The organism is Streptomyces sp. NPDC059080, assembly GCF_042739975.1.
Lineage (GTDB): Bacteria > Actinomycetota > Actinomycetes > Streptomycetales > Streptomycetaceae > Streptomyces > Streptomyces benahoarensis.
Genome location: NZ_JBHYGX010000006.1, coordinates 253,025 through 269,459 on the forward strand (window position 1 = coordinate 253,025; position 16,435 = coordinate 269,459).

The 16,435-nt window shown below is 74.5% G+C and carries 17 protein-coding genes and 1 pseudogene; 11 read left to right on the plus strand and 7 right to left on the minus strand.

The window, feature by feature from the left end; translation table 11 throughout:
* Nucleotides 1-19: 19 nt before the first annotated feature.
* Nucleotides 20-1,921 carry a hypothetical protein gene (locus ACFWWQ_RS07385; protein WP_384591577.1) on the plus strand — a complete coding sequence of 634 codons (1,902 nt, stop codon included), beginning with the start codon at nt 20-22 and terminating at the stop codon, nt 1,919-1,921.
* A gap of 370 nt (nt 1,922-2,291) precedes the next feature.
* Here the strand turns inward: ACFWWQ_RS07385 and ACFWWQ_RS07390 are convergent, their stop codons facing one another.
* Together ACFWWQ_RS07390 and ACFWWQ_RS07395 are read right to left on the minus strand one after the other, a co-directional pair.
* Nucleotides 2,292-3,158, minus strand: a complete 867-nt coding sequence (locus tag ACFWWQ_RS07390; protein WP_384591656.1) for a tetratricopeptide repeat protein — start codon at nt 3,156-3,158, stop codon at nt 2,292-2,294.
* On the minus strand, nt 3,155-4,165 hold the full coding sequence (locus ACFWWQ_RS07395) for a GNAT family N-acetyltransferase (RefSeq protein ID WP_384591580.1): 1,011 nt from the start codon (nt 4,163-4,165) through the stop codon (nt 3,155-3,157). Before ACFWWQ_RS07395 ends, ACFWWQ_RS07390 begins: the two co-directional genes overlap by 4 nt.
* A 138-nt stretch (nt 4,166-4,303) precedes the next feature.
* Here ACFWWQ_RS07395 and fdxA point away from each other — a divergent pair, with 138 nt between their 5' ends.
* Nucleotides 4,304-4,624 (plus strand): ferredoxin, encoded by a 321-nt coding sequence (gene fdxA / locus ACFWWQ_RS07400; protein WP_004950253.1) that lies wholly within the window; start codon nt 4,304-4,306, stop codon nt 4,622-4,624.
* Nucleotides 4,625-4,778: 154 nt separating this feature from the next.
* Complete coding sequence (gene dapC / locus ACFWWQ_RS07405) at nt 4,779-5,873, plus strand: succinyldiaminopimelate transaminase (protein ID WP_384591584.1); 1,095 nt, start codon at nt 4,779-4,781, stop codon at nt 5,871-5,873.
* A gap of 74 nt (nt 5,874-5,947) precedes the next feature.
* Here dapC and ACFWWQ_RS07410 read toward each other — a convergent pair whose 3' ends face one another.
* Both ACFWWQ_RS07410 and ACFWWQ_RS07415 read right to left on the minus strand, forming a co-directional pair.
* Nucleotides 5,948-6,394 carry an ATP-binding protein gene (locus ACFWWQ_RS07410; RefSeq protein ID WP_384591588.1) on the minus strand — a complete coding sequence of 149 codons (447 nt, stop codon included), beginning with the start codon at nt 6,392-6,394 and terminating at the stop codon, nt 5,948-5,950.
* 318 nt (nt 6,395-6,712) lie between these two features.
* A complete protein-coding gene (locus ACFWWQ_RS07415) occupies nt 6,713-7,669 on the minus strand; it encodes a heavy metal transporter (protein ID WP_384591591.1) in 957 nt (318 codons plus the stop codon).
* A 41-nt stretch (nt 7,670-7,710) separates the two neighbouring features.
* Between ACFWWQ_RS07415 and dapE the strand changes: the two genes are divergently transcribed.
* Together dapE and ACFWWQ_RS07425 are read left to right on the plus strand one after the other, a co-directional pair.
* Complete coding sequence (gene dapE / locus ACFWWQ_RS07420) at nt 7,711-8,802, plus strand: succinyl-diaminopimelate desuccinylase (RefSeq protein ID WP_384591594.1); 1,092 nt, start codon at nt 7,711-7,713, stop codon at nt 8,800-8,802.
* 106 nt (nt 8,803-8,908) lie between these two features.
* The gene (locus ACFWWQ_RS07425) at nt 8,909-9,667 is read left to right on the plus strand and encodes a TIGR00730 family Rossman fold protein (RefSeq protein ID WP_384591597.1); all 759 of its coding nucleotides are present in this window, start codon (nt 8,909-8,911) and stop codon (nt 9,665-9,667) included.
* 130 nt (nt 9,668-9,797) lie between these two features.
* On the opposite strand, the gene folP is transcribed toward ACFWWQ_RS07425, so the two are convergent.
* A complete protein-coding gene (gene folP, locus ACFWWQ_RS07430) occupies nt 9,798-10,658 on the minus strand; it encodes a dihydropteroate synthase (RefSeq protein ID WP_384591600.1) in 861 nt (286 codons plus the stop codon).
* A gap of 111 nt (nt 10,659-10,769) precedes the next feature.
* On the opposite strand from folP, the gene ACFWWQ_RS07435 reads away from it, so the two are divergent.
* Together ACFWWQ_RS07435 and ACFWWQ_RS07440 are read left to right on the plus strand one after the other, a co-directional pair.
* Nucleotides 10,770-11,285 (plus strand): DivIVA domain-containing protein, encoded by a 516-nt coding sequence (locus tag ACFWWQ_RS07435; RefSeq protein ID WP_384591603.1) that lies wholly within the window; start codon nt 10,770-10,772, stop codon nt 11,283-11,285.
* Entirely contained in the window at nt 11,282-11,893 is a 612-nt protein-coding gene (locus ACFWWQ_RS07440) for a DNA-3-methyladenine glycosylase I (RefSeq protein WP_384591606.1), read from the plus strand. The genes ACFWWQ_RS07435 and ACFWWQ_RS07440 overlap by 4 nt, the downstream gene beginning before the upstream one ends.
* 44 nt (nt 11,894-11,937) lie before the next feature.
* Here ACFWWQ_RS07440 and ACFWWQ_RS07445 read toward each other — a convergent pair whose 3' ends face one another.
* Entirely contained in the window at nt 11,938-12,738 is an 801-nt protein-coding gene (locus ACFWWQ_RS07445) for an enoyl-CoA hydratase/isomerase family protein (RefSeq protein WP_384591609.1), read from the minus strand.
* 332 nt (nt 12,739-13,070) lie between these two features.
* Here ACFWWQ_RS07445 and ACFWWQ_RS07450 point away from each other — a divergent pair, with 332 nt between their 5' ends.
* On the plus strand, nt 13,071-13,238 hold the full coding sequence (locus ACFWWQ_RS07450; RefSeq protein ID WP_003985072.1) for a DUF3117 domain-containing protein: 168 nt from the start codon (nt 13,071-13,073) through the stop codon (nt 13,236-13,238).
* A gap of 181 nt (nt 13,239-13,419) precedes the next feature.
* On the opposite strand, the gene ACFWWQ_RS07455 is transcribed toward ACFWWQ_RS07450, so the two are convergent.
* Nucleotides 13,420-14,103 carry an O-methyltransferase gene (locus ACFWWQ_RS07455; RefSeq protein ID WP_384591659.1) on the minus strand — a complete coding sequence of 228 codons (684 nt, stop codon included), beginning with the start codon at nt 14,101-14,103 and terminating at the stop codon, nt 13,420-13,422.
* Between the two features lie 165 nt (nt 14,104-14,268).
* Here ACFWWQ_RS07455 and sigE point away from each other — a divergent pair, with 165 nt between their 5' ends.
* From sigE to ACFWWQ_RS07470, 3 genes and pseudogenes are all read left to right on the plus strand, one after another.
* The gene (gene sigE / locus ACFWWQ_RS07460; RefSeq protein ID WP_384591612.1) at nt 14,269-15,036 is read left to right on the plus strand and encodes an RNA polymerase sigma factor SigE; all 768 of its coding nucleotides are present in this window, start codon (nt 14,269-14,271) and stop codon (nt 15,034-15,036) included.
* Nucleotides 15,033-15,920 (plus strand): zf-HC2 domain-containing protein, encoded by an 888-nt coding sequence (locus ACFWWQ_RS07465; RefSeq protein WP_384591615.1) that lies wholly within the window; start codon nt 15,033-15,035, stop codon nt 15,918-15,920. The genes sigE and ACFWWQ_RS07465 overlap by 4 nt, the downstream gene beginning before the upstream one ends.
* A 125-nt stretch (nt 15,921-16,045) precedes the next feature.
* Nucleotides 16,046-16,435: pseudogene (locus tag ACFWWQ_RS07470) on the plus strand (hypothetical protein); the annotation flags it as partial.

Consider the following 16,435-nt stretch of genomic DNA (forward strand, 5'->3'; position numbering starts at 1 on the left):
CGTGGGGGAGGAGTCCGGCATGAGCGCAGCGAACGGGTCGACCGGAGCGAACGGCACGTCGGGCGAGGGCACCGCGCCCGGCCCCGACGCGGCGGACCCGGCGGGCACCCAGTCCCGGCTCCCGCTCCGCTCGCCCGCCGCCCAGCGCCCCGGCGGCGCGGTGGCCCGGCCCGGCGCCCCGACCGGCTCCGGCGAGACCACCAGCTCCTGGTTCGCCCCCCGCAAGGGCCAGAGCGCGTCCTCGACGACCGGCTCGCACCGGGCGCCCGGCGCCTCGTCCACGACGGGCTCGCACCCGGCGCCCGGCGCCTCGTCCACCACCGGCTCCCACCCGGTGCCCGGTGCGCCGGACGTGGGCGGCGCCGCGCCGTCGCGCCCCGGCATGCCGTACTTCTCGGACACCCCGGCCGACGGCGCCGAGCCGTCCGGCGGTGACCCGCTCGGCCTTTCGCCGTTCGACGGTGGTGGCCGCGCGGCCCGCGAGACCTCGCCGTTCGACGCCCCGGCACCCGGCGCCGCCTCGCCGTTCGACGCGCCCGCCGGTGACCTCAGCCCGTTCGGCACCTCCGCGGCCGCGGCGCCCAGCGGTCCCACCACCGGGCCCGCCCGGGGCAGGAGCGCGGTCACCCTGCCGCCCGGCTTCAGCGACCCGGGGGCGCGCGGCGACGCCGCCGCGCCGGTCGCCGGGTCCGGCACCGGTGCCCCGTCCGGCATCACGGGCGGTCTCACCGCGGGCCCGGCGGGCGGCCCCGCCGGCGGCCCGAAGCCGCCGTCGCCCAAGGGGTCCAAGAGCCCCGGGTCCCGCTCGGGCGCCCGCGCCCGCGTCTCCGGCGACACCCTCGTCGGCGGCATCCCGAGGGTTCCCGCAACGGACGGTCCGTCGGGAGCTTCCGGCAAGGACGGTGAGGCCGCGGCCCCGGCGTCGCTCCCCAAGATCCCGGAGCCGATCAAACCGCCGAAGAAGAAGGGCCGCAACAAGCTGGTCCTGGTGGGCGCCGGAGTCGTCGTCCTCGCCGCGGTCGCCTACGGCGCCGGGCTGCTCCTCGACCACGCCGACGTGCCCAACAACACCACGGCGCTCGGTGTGGACATCGGCGGGCAGGCCAAGGAGGAGGCCGTCAAGAAGCTGGAGGCCGCGCTCAAGGACCGCAGCGACCGGCCGTTGAAGCTCACCGTCGCCGGCGCCGAGCAGAGCCTCGACCCGGTCAAGGCGGGCCTCGGCATCGATGTGCAGGCCACCGTCCGCAACGCCTCCGGCCGGGACTACAACCCGGTGTCCGTCATCGGCTCGCTGTTCGGCGTCGCCCGTACCGCGCAGCCCGCGATGACCACCGACGACGAGAAGCTGGAGATCGCGCTGCGCCAGGTCGCGGGCGGCTCCGGCGGCGCGGAGCCGGGCGAGGGCGGCATCACCTTCGCCGGTGGCCGGGCCGTCCCGCACTACGGCAAGCCGCACAACGCCGTCGACGTCGCCGCGTCCAAGACGAAGGTCGCCGACGCCTACCGCGAGCGCGTCACCACCGGCACCCAGCCGACGCTGACGCTGGCCGCCTCCACGCAGCGGCCCCGGGTCTCCAAGGAGGCCGTCGACAAGGCGCTCAAGCAGTTCGCCGAGCCCGCGATGTCCGGCCTGATCACCGTCCGCACGGACGCCGCGCACACCGTGTCGTTCAGCCCGGAGAAGTCCATCCCGAAGTTCCTCTCCTTCCGGCCGGTCGCCGACGGCAGCCTCGTCCCGTACTACGACAGGGCCGCCCTCCAGGCGCTCTACGGCGACACCTTCAACGGCGTCCTGCTCACCAAGGGCGACGGCAGCAAGAAGCCGGTCACGCCCGCCGAGGTGGCCAGCGCCGTGCAGCAGGCGCTCCAGGGCACCACGCCCGCCGACCGGGTACAGACCATCGGCGCGGACGCCGGCTGACCGGCCCCCGCCCCGGCGACAGGCCCCCGCGACCGCTCCCACGAGCGGCCGTGGGGGCCTGTCGCATGACATAGGCGAACGGCTGGCCCTGACCGGCGGACAGGTGGAGACGGGCCGGCCGAGGACCGGGGCTTTTTGCTCGCGGCGGTCGTGCCACTGCCGGGGGAGGCCGGGGCGGACGAGGCCGGGGACGGCCCGGCGGACGAGGCTCCCGCGGCGCCGCCTGCCTCCGGACCGGCGCGGCCCGGCACCGAGGCGGGCCGCCACGCCCGGTCCCGTACCGAGGCGAGCGCCGCCCCTCGGCCCCGTACCGAGGCGAGCCGCCGCCCCCGCAACGAAGCGCCCCGCCCCGACACCCGTCCGCAGGGCCTCAGTTGAGCAGCGCCCGGACCTCCGCCGCCCGCCCCCTCACCGTCTCCGCCGTCGCCGGGTCCACCGCCTCGACCACCCGGGCGTACTCCTCCAGCTCGGCGGCGCCCTCCAGGAAGCGGCCGCAGTTCACCAGCAGTTGGGCGCGGTCGTGGCGGAGCCGGGCCGGGTGGCTGGGGAGCAGCAGGGCCAGTTCGACCGCCCACAGGCCCACCGGGCCGTGCTCGGGGCGGGCCTGCGCCCAGGCCCGGATGTTGTTCAGGATGCGCGCCACGATCTCCAGCGGATCGGCGGGGAGCAGCATCGGCGCCGTCAGCGCAGCCCCGGCCCCCGCCACCAGCTCCGCCGCGTCCGCGTCGGACAGCAACCGGCCCCCGGCGAACGGATCGGCCAGCACATGCGCCCCGTGCGGATCGCCGAACCCGACGACGAAATGGCCCGGCAGCGCCACCCCGTACACCGGCGCCCCGGCCCGCCGGGCGACCTCCGTCCACACCACCGACAGCAGGATCGGCAGCCCGCGCCGCCGCCGTACCACCTCGTGCAGCAGCGACGACTCCAGCCGCCGGTAGTCGGCGGGCGTCCCGCCGAAGCCGAGGCGGCGGCCCAGCAGTTCGCCGACGTTACGGGCCCACGCCGCCGGGCCGCCCTCCGGGGCGAACGGCAGCTGACCGGCCAGTTCGTCCAGTGCGATCTGCACGGCGTCCCTGCCCGCCTCGTCTAGCGCCGGATCGCCCTCCGCCGCGATCAGCAGGCACAGCAGAACGAGATCGGGCCGCTCGGCGCGCGCCTCCTCGGCGAACCGCCGGCGCTGTGCCCGGCGCGCCCCGTCCGCCTCCTCGGGCCCGCCGGGCCCGGTCCCGCTCAGGGCGCCACCGCGGTCGGCGCGGTCCGGTAGTGGTAGCCGTGGTGATCGGTGAACCCGAGCCCGTCGTACAGCCCGAGCGCCGCCGCGTTGTCCGCCTCGACCTGGAGATACGCGGCCGACGCCCCCTCGTCCAGGGCGCGGGCGGCGAGCGCCGCCATCACCAGGCGGGCCAGCCCCCGGCGCCGCGCCCCGGGCGCCACCTCGACCGCCGCGAACCCGGCCCACCGGCCGTCCACCACACAGCGCCCGATCGCCTCCGCGCCGCCGTCCGCACCCTCAACCGTCGCGAACCACACCGACGGACCGCCGGTCAGCACCGCCCGCGCCTCGGGCGCAGGCCCCGCCGCCCGGTGGTAGCGCGCCAGCCACGCCGCGTCCGGCGCCCGGTCCAGGCGCACCCGCGTCAGGTCCGCGCCGGTGTCGGCCAGCGGCGCCAGCGCGGCGGTCCGCACCCGGGTGTGGCCGGACGCCGTCCAGCCGCGCCGCTCAAGACCGGCGGCCAGCTCCTCGGTGGCGTCCGGGCGGCCGGTGGTGACGGCGACGACCGGCGGCAGGGACCGCGCGGTGTACCACCGGACGGTGTGCGCCAGCGCCTCGTCCAGCGGGACGCCGGGGTCGCCGAGCGGCAGCACCGAGTTGGCCCGCCGGGTGAAGCCGCCGGACGCCCGCAGCGTCCATCCACCGAGACGTGCGGTCTCGACCGCCGGCCAGCCGCGGGCGGCGACCTCCGTCAGTTCCCGGACATCGGCCGCCGGCCCCCGCCGCCGGGCCGGGGCCGCGGGCACCACCTTGGCCGCGACCAGCAGTTCTTCCCCGATCCGGACCTGCTCGCCATTCCTGCGTGTGATGATGAGCACACCGTCGGTCCAGGATGTGAGCACGCCGACCGCGTCCGTGAACGCCCACTGACCTGCACTGTCGTCCGTACGGCGCCGGACAGATACCCTTTTGCCCACGTCAGCATGGGTGATGCGAACTTCAGCACGACCGTCGGTCATGAATTCCACCGCTCTTCCCGCCCCTCTTGTTCGTCTCGTGCCCGGGAACGGAGATACTAGGTGCGGGCATCGACGACGCCGCGCTCCCGCGCGCCCTGCGGCGGCCTGCCAATCGGTCCGCCGGCCCTACCGAGGAGGAACGACAGCGTGACCTACGTCATCGCGCAGCCTTGTGTCGACGTCAAGGACAAGGCATGCATCGAGGAGTGCCCCGTCGACTGCATCTACGAGGGCTCCCGGTCCTTGTACATCCACCCGGACGAATGCGTCGACTGCGGGGCCTGCGAGCCGGTCTGCCCGGTCGAGGCGATCTTCTACGAGGACGACACCCCTGACGAGTGGAAGGACTACTACAAGGCGAATGTGGAGTTCTTCGACGAGCTGGGCTCGCCCGGCGGTGCCAGCAAGCTCGGCCTGATCGAGCGCGACCACCCCTTCATCGCTGCGCTGCCGCCGCAGAACCAGTAAGCGGTACACCGCGGCGCCCCGAAGGTCTCGTACGGCACCGACCGCCGTGCGGGACCTTCGCGCATTCCGGGGCCCGGCGCGCACCCGCGCCGCCGGACCCGGCCCCCGCGCCGACGTCCCCGACGACGTCACCCCGCACCAGAAAGAGAGCATCGTGGGCGCAGTCTCCTCCCTCCTCCCGGTCTTCCCGTGGGACCGCCTGGAGCCCTACAAGGCCACGGCCGCCGCACACCCCGACGGCATCGTCGACCTCTCCGTCGGCACCCCCGTCGACCCCGTGCCCGAGCTGATCCGCGCGGCGCTGACCGACGCGGCCGACAGTCACGGCTATCCCACGGTCTGGGGCACCCCCGCGCTCCGCGACGCCCTCACCGCCTGGGCCACCGACCGCCTCGGCGCCCGCGGCCTGAGCCATGCGAACGTCCTTCCGGTCGTCGGCTCCAAGGAGCTGGTCGCCTGGCTGCCCACCCAGCTCGGCCTCGGCCCCGGCGACAAGGTCGCCCACCCGCGCCTGGCCTACCCGACGTACGAGGTCGGCGCCCGCCTCGCCCGCGCCGAACCGGTGGCGTACGACGACCCGACCGACCTGGACCCGGCCGGGATCAAGCTGCTCTGGCTCAACTCGCCGTCCAACCCCACCGGCCGGGTCCTCGGCATCGACGAGCTGCGCCGCATCGTCGCCTGGGCCCGGGAGCACTCCATCCTCGTCGTCAGCGATGAGTGCTACCTCGAACTGGGCTGGGAGGCCGACCCGGTCTCCGTGCTGCACCCGGACGTCTGCGGCGGTTCGCATGACGGCCTGGTCGCCGTGCACTCGCTCTCCAAGCGCTCCAACCTCGCCGGTTACCGCGCCGCATTCCTCGTCGGCGACGCCGCCGTCCTCGGTGAGCTGCTGCAGATCCGCAAGCACGGCGGCATGATGGTCGCCGCGCCCGTCCAGGCGGCCACCGTCGCCGCCCTCGGCGACACCGCGCACGTCACCGAGCAGCGGGAGCGCTACGCCCGCCGCCGTACCGCGCTGCGCACCGCGTTCGAGGCGGCCGGGTTCCGCATCGAGCACAGCGAGGCGTCGCTCTACCTCTGGGCGACCCGCGACGAGCCCTGCTGGGACACCGTCGGCCACCTCGCCGAGCGCGGCATCCTCGTCGCCCCCGGTGACTTCTACGGCCCGGCCGGTGACCGGTTCGTCCGGATCGCCTTCACCGCGACCGACGAGCGCGTCGAGGCGGCCGTCCGCCGCCTCGCGTAGCCGCACGCGAAGGGGCCCGGGGAGCGTGAACTCCCCGGGCCCCTTCGTGTTGCGTGGCGCCGACGCGCCTGCCGTCAGCCGCCGAGGGGGAGGCCGCCGAGCAGGCCCTTCCCCTGCGTCGGGAGGCTGCCGGCCACGCCCTTCACCGCGTTGGTGGGCAGCGTGTCGGTCGACAGGCCGTCCTTGCCGGTCTTGCTGAGGACGTTCCCGACGGTGTCGGCGGCGTGCTGCGTGGTCGGCGCGGCCCTCTGGACGAGCGGGCCCGCGGTCTCCACCAGCGCCGGGGCGAGCTTCCCCGCCGCCGCGCCACCGGCCTCGTTCACCAGGCCGACGCCTTCGTGCGCGACCTGGTCGACAGTCTCGCTGGTGTGCGGCGAGTCCAGGGTGGTCAGTCCGCCCAGGTCGGTCGCGCTCGGCAGGGGCGCGGCGGTCGCGGAACCGGCCGCGGCGACCACGGGTGCCGCGCTCGCCGCGACCAGCAGGGCGGCTCGGGCGATCCGGCGCGTAACGGGGAGGGACATGGTGCTCCTTTGACGGAGAGGGGGCGCGTACTTCTGACAGATGGGCACGGAGGTGCCGAGTCCGCCGGGCGGACGGACGCCCTGACTACCGCGTCAGCCCTCCGAAGGTTGCGGTGAAGTCCGGTAAAGAATTGATAACGCGTCACATAATCCGCCGTGGCGAAAGGCGGGCAATATGCGCATCCGCCCGCCTCTCGCGGCGCTGCCGCATCCCTTGTCCCGTAAGGGAATCGACCTTGTCCGGTCGCCCGCGACGGGCCAACGCTCCCGACCGTTCCGGGAAGGGGCGGGCGTGCCCCGATGGAGGGAAGCGCCGGACTACTGCCCGGTGGTGATCCGTACGGCGGACGCCGCCCCGGGGCCGCCGGGGTCCGCGCTGCGCCGCCAGCCCTGTTCGGCGTCGGCCGCCCGCCAGGTCCGCCCGGCGTAAGAGATCTGTTCGACGCCCAGTTCGGCGGAGTGGGCCACCGACCACAGCGCCACCTCCCAGCCGCGCCGCGCCCCGCCGTCGCCCCCGGAGCGCGCCACCGGCACGGTCAGCGTCCGCCCGCCGCCCCCGCCCTTGGCGTCCTCGGTGCCCGGCCCGGACAGCACCCCGGCGCCGAACTCCCGCACCAGCCGCTCCCGCACCCGCGCGGCGCCCGCCGCCTCCGTGCCGGTACCGCCGCCCGTATCCGCGCCCTTCGCCGGGCGGGGCACCACGCAGGACAGCGCCGCGCCCCGGCGGCCGGTCAGCGCGTCCGCCAGCAGCGCCGCGTCCGTCTCGTACTTCGCGTACGCCAGCGGATAGCCGCTGCGCTGCACCCGCTGCGCCGCCTCGGTCAGCGGCAGCTGCTCGTATCCGGGCACCTGCACCAGATGCGCGTAGAACTCCCCGGCGGCGTAGACCGGATCCATGATCTGCCGGGACGTGCCCCAGTCCTGCGAGGGACGCTGCTGGAAGAGGCCGAGGGAGTCCTTGTCGCCGTGGCCGAGGTTGCGCAGCCCGGACTCCTGCATCGCCGTCGCCAGCGCGATCGTCACCGCCCGAGGCCGCAGCCCCCGCGCGGACGCCACCGCCGAGATCGTCGCCGCGTTCGCCGCCCGCTCCGGACTCAGCTCGTACGCCGCCCCGCCGTCCGCCGCCGCCACCGTGCACCGCGGCTCCCCGGGCCCGCCGGTCAGCTGCTGCACCGCGAGATACGCCCCCGCGCCCAGCAGCGCGGCGACCGCCACGGCGGTACGCCACGGACGCCGCCGACGGGCGGGAGAGGAGGAAGGCGAGACGGCTTGCACGCGGCCCACCGTAGCGAAGCCCGGCGGATAGGGTTGACCGTATGGACCGCTCCACAGACCACCCCGCCCTCGACCTGTCGCTCGACGCCGCGGAGCTCACCGCGCGGCTCGTCGACTTCCCCTCCGAGAGCGGCAACGAGAAGGACCTCGCCGACGCCGTCGAGCACGCCCTGCGCGCGCTGGACCACCTCACCGTCGACCGCTACGGCAACAACATCGTCGCCCGCACCCACCTGGGCCGCGCCGAGCGGGTGGTGCTCGCCGGTCACCTCGACACCGTCCCGATCGCCGACAACGTCCCCTCCCGCCTCGACGACGAGGGCTACCTGTGGGGCTGCGGCTCCTGCGACATGAAGTCCGGTGTCGCCGTCCAGCTCCGGGTCGCCGCCACCGTCCCCGAGCCCAACCGCGACCTCACCTTCGTCTTCTACGACCAGGAAGAGGTCGCCGCCCACCTCAACGGCCTCGGGCACGTCGCCGCCGCCCACCCGGACTGGCTCGTGGGCGACTTCGCCGTCCTCCTGGAGTCCTCCGACGGCGAGGTCGAGGGCGGCTGCCAGGGCACCCTGCGCGTCCTGCTGCGCACGAAAGGTGAGCGCGCCCACTCCGCCCGCGGCTGGATGGGGTCGAACGCGCTCCACACCGCCGCCCCGATCCTGACGAAGCTCGCCGCGTACCAGCCGCGCCGCGCCATGATCGACGGACTGGAGTACCGCGAGGGCCTCAACGCTGTCCGCGTCGAGGGCGGCGTCGCCAACAACGTCATCCCGGACGCCTGCACCGTCACCGTCAACTTCCGCTACGCCCCGGACCGCACCCCCGAAGAGGCGCTGGCGCACGTCCGGGAGGTCTTCGCCGACTGCCCGGTGGACGAGTTCGTCGTCGATGACCACTCCCCGGGCGCACTGCCGGGCCTCTCCCACCCGGCCGCCAAGGCGTTCATGGACGCCGTCGGCGGCACCGCGCGCCCCAAGTTCGGCTGGACCGACGTCTCCCGCTTCAGCGCCCTCGGCGTCCCCGCCGTGAACTACGGCCCCGGCAATCCACTGCTCGCCCACAAGCGGGACGAGCGCGTCCTCGCCGAGCGCATCGGCCACTGCGAGGAGCGGCTGCGCGCCTGGCTGACCAGCTGACGCGGTCCTCGGCGGTGCGCCCGCCCCGGCGGACGCACCGGTCCGCGCCGCCCGCCGCGGGATCTACGCTGAAGCGGCAACGATCTGTCAGCGGAGGGAGCACGACATGGCCAGTTCCGAAGGAGCAGCGGCCCCCGAGGAGCAGCGGCTGGGTCCCGTACTGCGCCGTCACGACCAGGTGCAGCACAGCACCACGGACCAGCGGCTGCTGGACTCCGAAGGCTCCTCCGAGTGGGTGCACACCGATCCGTGGCGGGTGATGCGCATCCAGTCGGAGTTCGTCGAGGGCTTCGGCGCGCTCGCCGAACTCGGCCCCGCCGTCAGCGTCTTCGGCTCCGCCCGCACGCTCCGCGACTCCGCCGAGTACGCGACCGGCGTGAAGCTCGGCCGGGCGCTGGTGGAGGCCGGTTTCTCGGTGATCACGGGCGGTGGCCCCGGCGCCATGGAGGCGGCCAACCGGGGCGCCCACGAGGCCGGCGGCACCTCCGTGGGCCTCGGCATCGAGCTGCCCTTCGAGCAGGGCATGAACGCGTACGTGAACCTCGGGGTCGATTTCCGGTACTTCTTCGTCCGGAAGACCTGCTTCGTGAAGTACGCCCGCGGCTTCGTCGTGCTGCCCGGCGGGCTGGGCACCCTGGACGAGCTTTTCGAGGCGCTGACCCTCGTCCAGACCCGGAAGGTGACCCGCTTCCCGATCGTCCTCTTCGGCACCGCCTACTGGAGCGGCCTGGTCGACTGGCTGCGCGAGACGCTGATCGCCGAGGGCAAGGCGGCCCCGCGTGACCTGGAGCTCTTCCACCTCAGTGACGACGTGGAGGAGGCGGTCGCCCTGGTGACGAAGGAGGTCGGGCCGGGGGTGCGGTAGGGCGTGTCTTCCCGCGGGGGGGCGCCCCCCCCCCCGCCGGGGGGGGCGCGGGGGGGGCGCCCGGGGGGGGGCGCGCCCGCCCCCGCGCGGGGGGCCGCGCGGCGCCCCCCCCGCCCCCTCTCCGGGCCGGTCAGGCCAGCCCGCGCCGGGCGACCGCCGGTGCCCGGTGACCGGCGATGGACGCGACCATGTCCAGCACCTGCCGGGTCTCGGCGACCTCGTGGACGCGGTAGACCTGCGCACCCAGCCAGGCCGAGACGGCGGTGGTCGCGAGGGTGCCGAGGACACGCTCCTTGACCGGCTTGTCCAGGGTCTCGCCGACGAAGTCCTTGTTGGAGAGCGAGACCAGCACCGGCCAGCCCGTGTCGGTCATCTCGCCGAGCCGCCGGGTCGCCTCCAGGCTGTGCCGGGTGTTCTTCCCGAAGTCGTGCCCCGGATCGATCATGATCCCGTCGCGCCGGACGCCCAGCTCCACGGCGCGCTCCGCGAGCCCCAGCGTGACGCGCAGGATGTCGGCCATCACGTCGTCGTATGCCACCCGGTGCGGACGGGTACGCGGTTCGGCGCCCCCGGCGTGGGTGCAGACCAGGCCCGCGCCGTGCCGGGCGGCGACCTCCGCGAGCTTCGGATCGACGCCGCCCCAGGCGTCGTTGAGGACATCGGCGCCCGCCGCGCAGACCGCCTCGCCGACGTCGTGCCGCCAGGTGTCGACGCTGATGACCACGGACGGGTGGCGCCGCCGGACCTCCGCGACGAAGCCGACGGTGCGCCGCGCTTCCTCCTCGGCGGTGACCTCCTCACCGGGACCGGCCTTGACACCGCCGATGTCGATGATCGCGGCCCCCTCGGCGACGGCCTGCTCGACGCGGGTGAGCGCCGCCTCGTCCTGGAACGTCGCCCCCTGGTCGTAGAAGGAGTCCGGGGTCCGGTTCACGATGGCCATGATCACCGGTTCGTGCGCGTCGAACTCGCGTTTCCCCAGCCGCAGCATTCTCACTCCTTCTCAGTGGTCCGCCAGTGACCTTACGGCCTCGCCCGCGGCCGTTAACTGTCACACCCGCATGGCACGATCAGGGCAGGTGCATCTTCCGGGGAGTTGGTCGTGTTCTGGTTTCTGCTGATCGCCATGGTCGTGGTGGTCGCCGCGGTCACCCTCGTCGTCGTGGGCGGCGAGGGTGGCGGGCTGCGCGACACCGAGCCGGAGCAGCTCTACGACCCGCTGCCCCAGGAACGCCCGCTGACCCGCGCCGACATCGACGCCGTACGCTTCGCGGTCACCGTCCGCGGCTACCGCATGAACGACGTCGACGACGCCCTCGACCGCATCGGCGCCGAGCTGGCCGAGCGGGACGCCCGGATCGCGGAGCTGGAGGCCGCGCTGGCGGGCGTTCACGCCGCATCCATGGGCGGCCCGGGCCTGATCCGGGACGACGGGTCAGCGGACGACGCACCGACCGGGGCGGCGGCACCGCCCGAGGGACAGGGCCCCGGCCCTGCGGAGGGGAACGACGGAAGCGGGGAGACGATGCGGACGACGGAGCGGGTCCAGCAGGCCGGCGAGGAGCCGGAGACGAGTGGCGGGTCCACCGCGGCGCCGGAGTCGGAGGGCCGGTCATGACGGGTGTGGTGAGCGCCCCGGACGGCGTTCCGCGCTGCCCCTGGGGCATGGAGTCCGAGAAGATGGCCGATTACCGCGCGTACCACGACACGGAGTGGGGGCGCCCGGTCCACGGCGACGACGCGCTCTTCGAGCGGATGTGCCTGGAGGCGTTCCAGTCGGGCCTGTCCTGGATCACGATCCTGCGCCGCCGGGAGGCGTTCCGCGCCGCGTTCGCCGGGTTCCGCATCGCCGAGGTCGCGCGGTTCACCGATGCGGACGCCGAGCGACTCCTCGCCGACCCCGGCATCATCCGCAATCGCGCCAAGATCGCCGCAACGCTCGGCAACGCCCGGCTCGCCGCCGCGCTGGCCCCCGGCGAGCTGGACGCCCTGATCTGGTCGTACGCGCCCGAGCGGGCGGGCCGCCCGGTGCCGTGCACCTTCGCCGACGTCCGGCCGGTGACCCCGGAGTCCACCGCGCTCGCCAAGGACCTCAAGAAACGCGGCTTCCGCTTCGTCGGCCCGACCACCGCGTACGCGCTGATGCAGGCGTGCGGCCTGGTCAACGACCATCTCGCCGGATGTCACGCCCGGGAGGCGACGGAGCGGGCGGCGGCCGCGGGCTGAGCACCGGGCCGCCCCGCCGTTCCGGTCCCGGCGGTGCGCCCGGGTCAGCGCCCGAGGTAGACCGGCTTCTCCTTCTTCACGAACGCCTCGACGGCGATGCGGTGATCCTCGGAGGCACCGGCCCGCGCCTGGAGCTCCTCCTCCTTGGCGAGGGTGTCGGCCAGGGTGTGCCCGGCGCCGAAGGCCAGTGACTCCTTGAGCGCGGCGTACGCGAGGGTCGGGCCCGCGGCGAGGCGCCGGGCGACGGCCGTCGCCCGGTCGGCCAGCTCCGCGGCGGGCACGACCTCGCTCGCGATGCCCAGCGCGTACGCCTCCTGCGCGTCGATGCTGCGCGGGAAGAGCAGCAGGTCGGCGGCGCGGCCCGGTCCGACGACGCGCGGCAGCGTCCAGGACACCCCGGAGTCGGCGGTGAGCGCGACCCCGGCGAACGAGGTGTTGAAGGACGCCGAGTCGGCGACGACGCGGTGGTCGGCGGCGAGGGCGAAGCCGAACCCGGCGCCCGCCGCGACGCCGTTGACGCCCGCCACCACCGGCTTGGGCATCCCGGCGAGCGCCGTGACGATGGGGTTGTAGTGCTCCCGCACGGTGCTCATGGTGGCGCCGTCGCCGCTCTCCCGGTCCGCGGCGAGCAGCCCGATGTGCTCCTTGAGGTCCTGGCCGACGCAGAACGCGCGGCCGGTGGCGGTCAGCAGGACGGCGCGGACGGCGGGATCGGCCGCCGCGTCCCGCAGTCGGTCCCGGAGCGTCACCTTCGCGTCGATGTTCAGGGCATTCATGGCGTCGGGGCGGTTGAGGGTGATCGTGGCGAGTCCGTCGGTCACGTCGTAGAGCACGGTGTCGGCCATGAGTGAGGATCCCTCCGTCGCGGGTGGCGCCGCCCGTCTGGGGCGGTCAGCGCTCAGGATGCCGGAGATCATCCGGCCCCGGCATGTGACGTACGTCAAAGAATGAGGGTGGTCCGGGGTGTGCAGGGTGGCGCAGTATCGCAGGCCACTCACCGAATTGAGGGGGTTTGGGGGAGCGCGTTGCCGAAGGGAAGCTGTCCGATGTTGGTCATCGGGTCGTTCGATGCGGGATAATGGCCTGGAAGCAATGTGTTCGATGCCGGTGACGCATGCGGAGATGCGGCTGTCGGCTGTCGGCTGAGGTTGAGCTGGTTTCAGGAAGGGGAACGAGCATGGCGGCCATGAAGCCGCGGACGGGTGACGGCCCGCTCGAGGTGACCAAGGAGGGGCGGGGCATCGTCATGCGCGTTCCGCTCGAAGGCGGCGGGCGACTCGTCGTCGAGCTGACACCCGACGAAGCCAAGGCCCTGGGTGAGGCCCTGGAGAAGGTCACCGTCTGAGAGGGCGGCCCGAACTGCTGCGGTTCCCCGGGGCGCTGACCCCTGGTACCCCCAGCCGATGATCACGGCCCCGGCAGGCGCGCCTCGTGCGCTCCCGCCGGGGCCGTTCGTCGTGACGGGCGGCTCGCCGTCGCGGTGGTGCGCTCCGGGGCCGGTGGCCGTGCGGCCCCGGCGGACGGCGTCAGCCGCGTTTGACCGCACACAGCAGACCGTCGCCGACCGGCAGCAGCGACGGTACGAGCGTGGAGCTGTCCCGGACGGCGCGCAGCAACTCGCGCAGGCGCAGCACCTCGTCCGGCTGCGCGCCGGAATCGACGGTGCGGCCGTCGGCGAAGACCCCCGCGAAGCAGACCAGGCCGCCGGGGCGCAGCAGCCGCAGCGCCTCGGCGAGATAGTCGGTGCACTCGCCCAGATCGCCGTCGCAGAACACCAGGTCGTAGCCGCCGTCGGCGAGCCGCGGCAGGACGTCCAGCGCCCGGCCGGGGATGAACCGCGCGCGGTTCCCGGCGAAGCCCGCCTCGCGGAACGCCTGCTTGGCGAAGGTCTGCCGCTGCGGTTCGAGATCGACGGTGGTGAGCACGCCGTCCGGCCGCATGCCGTGCAGGAGGTAGATGCCCGACACGCCCGTGCCGGTGCCGATCTCGGCGATGGCCTTGGCCCCGGCGGCGGCGGCGAGCATGCGCAGGGCGGCTCCGGTGGCGGTCGACACCGTACGGATCCCGGCGTCGCGGGCGCAGCTGCGGGACCAGCGCAGGGCGATGTCGGTCGCGTCGTCGATGGTCCCGGCGCCGTACGCCTCGGCGAATGCCAGGCCCGTCTGCCGGTTGCCGGTAATGGCCCTCTCCTGTCCCCGTAGTTGACGCAACGGTGACTGTATCCGCTGCATGCGGGAACCCGCAGATGGGACCGGGCGTTAACGGGGAACAGGGGGGATGCCCGGGTGAAGACCGACGGAGACGTGAAGCAAGCACAGAAGCAGGACCAAATGCAGGTCAAAACTGCTTATCCGGAGCTAACGGGCGAGGTGGATATGGTAGGGGCTCTACTGGACACCACCAGAGCCACCAGGGGAGGTGCGGCTGCGACGAGTGACCGCCGAGGGCGCAGACGCCTGCGACGACCGCTCGCCGAGCCGAAATCCGTGACCAACACCGCTGACCGTCTCCGCACCCACCACTCCGCTCCTACCGCGACCTTCGCCTCAGACGCGGATGCGCAGGCGTGGACTCCCCCCAGCTGGGAGGAGATCGTCAGCACCCACAGCGCCCGGGTCTACCGCCTCGCCTACCGCCTCACCGGCAATCAGCACGACGCCGAGGACCTCACCCAGGAAGTCTTCGTCCGCGTCTTCCGTTCGCTGTCGACGTACACACCGGGGACGTTCGAGGGCTGGCTGCACCGCATCACGACCAACCTCTTCCTGGACATGGTCCGCCGCCGCCAGCGCATCCGCTTCGACGCGCTGGGCGACGACGCCGCCGAGCGGCTGCCCAGCCGGGAGCCGTCGCCGCAGCAGCACTTCAACGACACCCACTTCGACGCGGACGTACAGCAGGCGCTGGACACCCTGGCGCCGGAATTCCGCGCCGCCGTCGTCCTGTGCGACATCGAGGGCCTGTCGTACGAGGAGATCGCCGCGACGCTCGGCGTGAAGCTCGGCACGGTCCGCAGCCGGATCCACCGTGGCCGCTCGCATCTGCGCAAGGCGCTCAAGCACCGCTCCCCGCAGGTGCGGGCCGAGGAGCGCGAGCAGCGGTCGCTGGCCGCGGTGTCCACCGGGGAGGTCGGAATCGCGTGAGCCCCATTGGCGGTGCTTCCCCCGCCGAGCAGCATCTCGGTGACCGCCTCGCAGCCCTGGTCGACGGCGAGTTGGGACATGACGCGCGGGAGCGGGTGCTCGCGCACCTGGCGACCTGCGGACGGTGCAAGGCGGAGGCCGACGCCCAGCGTCGGCTCAAGAGCGTCTTCGCGCAGGCCGCGCCACCCGGCCCCTCCGAGGGATTGTTGGCGCGGTTGCAGGGGCTGCCCGGGGGAGATCCGGACGGCCCCGGCGGCGGACTGGGCGCCTTCGGACGCGCCGAATTCGACCGGGACGGCGGCGGCTTCGCCTATCCGCCCTCCTCCGGCGCGCATGCGAGCGACGCCCGAGCGCCCCGGCAGCGGGGCTTCCGTATCCATGAGAGCGAGCGTCCGACGGCGCCGCGCCGCCGCTTCGCGTTCGCCGCGGCCGGGGCCGTCTCGCTGGCCGCCCTCGCCCTGGGCGGCACGCTGCCGCTGGAGGCCGCGATCTACCCGCCTGGCCGCCAGGACGGCACCGGCACCGCCGTCGTCCCGCTCAGCGCCACCCCGGTCGCCGGGAGCGATCCGCTCCGCGACGCCGGGCTGCTGACCTCCGGGGGCTTCGCCGGTCCGGTCGTGTCCGCGGTGCCCGGCGCGACGGGCCTCTACGGCCCCTCCGCGCCGACCGCCTCGCCCCCGGTACGGATACCGTCCGGTGGCCGCTTCGGCCCGTTGATAGCCCCGCCCGGTCAGGACGGCGACCGGCACCCCGCACCCCTCACCGTCGGTACCGCCCGCGCCCCGGGGCTGTACACCCCCGCCGCCGGGCCTCTCCGCCCGCTCGTCGGCTCCGCGGCATCCTCCACCCCCGCCCCCCACCCGCCTGTTGCTGCTCCGCGCTGACCGCCGCCTGCGCTCTGTCACAGGGAACTGGTTGAATCGCTGCGGGGCGGTGCGTGCCGTCGACGTGCGCACGGTCCGCGAGGCGGCGGTGGCCCGCGCAGGTGCGGGCGAATGGTGGGGAGAGCATGGACGACGGTACGGCCACCGGGCCGAAGCTGAAGTGGTGGAGCCGGACGGGGCACACCCCCGACCCCCAGCCCCACCCCGGACCGGGTCCACAGCCCCAGCCGGTGGCCGCCGAGGGGAGCGGGCCCCTGCCGGAGCCGGCCCTTCCCGCCGCCGGTGCGGTCGCGCCGCAGCCCGCCGGTGCGGCTTCCGCCGGTCCGCAGCCTGCTGCTTCGGCCTCCGCCGGGCCGCAGCCGGCCCCCGCCGGTCCGCAGCTTGGCGCTTCTGGCTCCGCCGGTCCGCAGCTTGGCGCTTCGGCCTCCGCCGGGCCGCAGCTGGTCGCCTCGCCCGGGGCCCAGCCGCTGCCCGTTGACGCGTGGCCGCCGCCGGAGCCGCAGGCGGCCACGCGG

Excerpts from the sequence above, each read along its gene's own strand:
- ACFWWQ_RS07445 (WP_384591609.1), bottom strand. The coding sequence starts at position 12,738 with ATGGCCGACACCGTGCTCTACGACGTGACCGACGGACTCGCCACGATC.
- dapE (WP_384591594.1), top strand. The coding sequence starts at position 7,711 with ATGGACCGCTCCACAGACCACCCCGCCCTCGACCTGTCGCTCGACGCC.
- ACFWWQ_RS07440 (WP_384591606.1), top strand. The coding sequence starts at position 11,282 with ATGACGGGTGTGGTGAGCGCCCCGGACGGCGTTCCGCGCTGCCCCTGG.
- ACFWWQ_RS07385 (WP_384591577.1), top strand. The coding sequence starts at position 20 with ATGAGCGCAGCGAACGGGTCGACCGGAGCGAACGGCACGTCGGGCGAG.
- sigE (WP_384591612.1), top strand. The coding sequence starts at position 14,269 with ATGGTAGGGGCTCTACTGGACACCACCAGAGCCACCAGGGGAGGTGCG.
- ACFWWQ_RS07425 (WP_384591597.1), top strand. The coding sequence starts at position 8,909 with ATGGCCAGTTCCGAAGGAGCAGCGGCCCCCGAGGAGCAGCGGCTGGGT.
- folP (WP_384591600.1), bottom strand. The coding sequence starts at position 10,658 with ATGCTGCGGCTGGGGAAACGCGAGTTCGACGCGCACGAACCGGTGATC.
- ACFWWQ_RS07450 (WP_003985072.1), top strand. The coding sequence starts at position 13,071 with ATGGCGGCCATGAAGCCGCGGACGGGTGACGGCCCGCTCGAGGTGACC.
- ACFWWQ_RS07410 (WP_384591588.1), bottom strand. The coding sequence starts at position 6,394 with ATGTCCCTCCCCGTTACGCGCCGGATCGCCCGAGCCGCCCTGCTGGTC.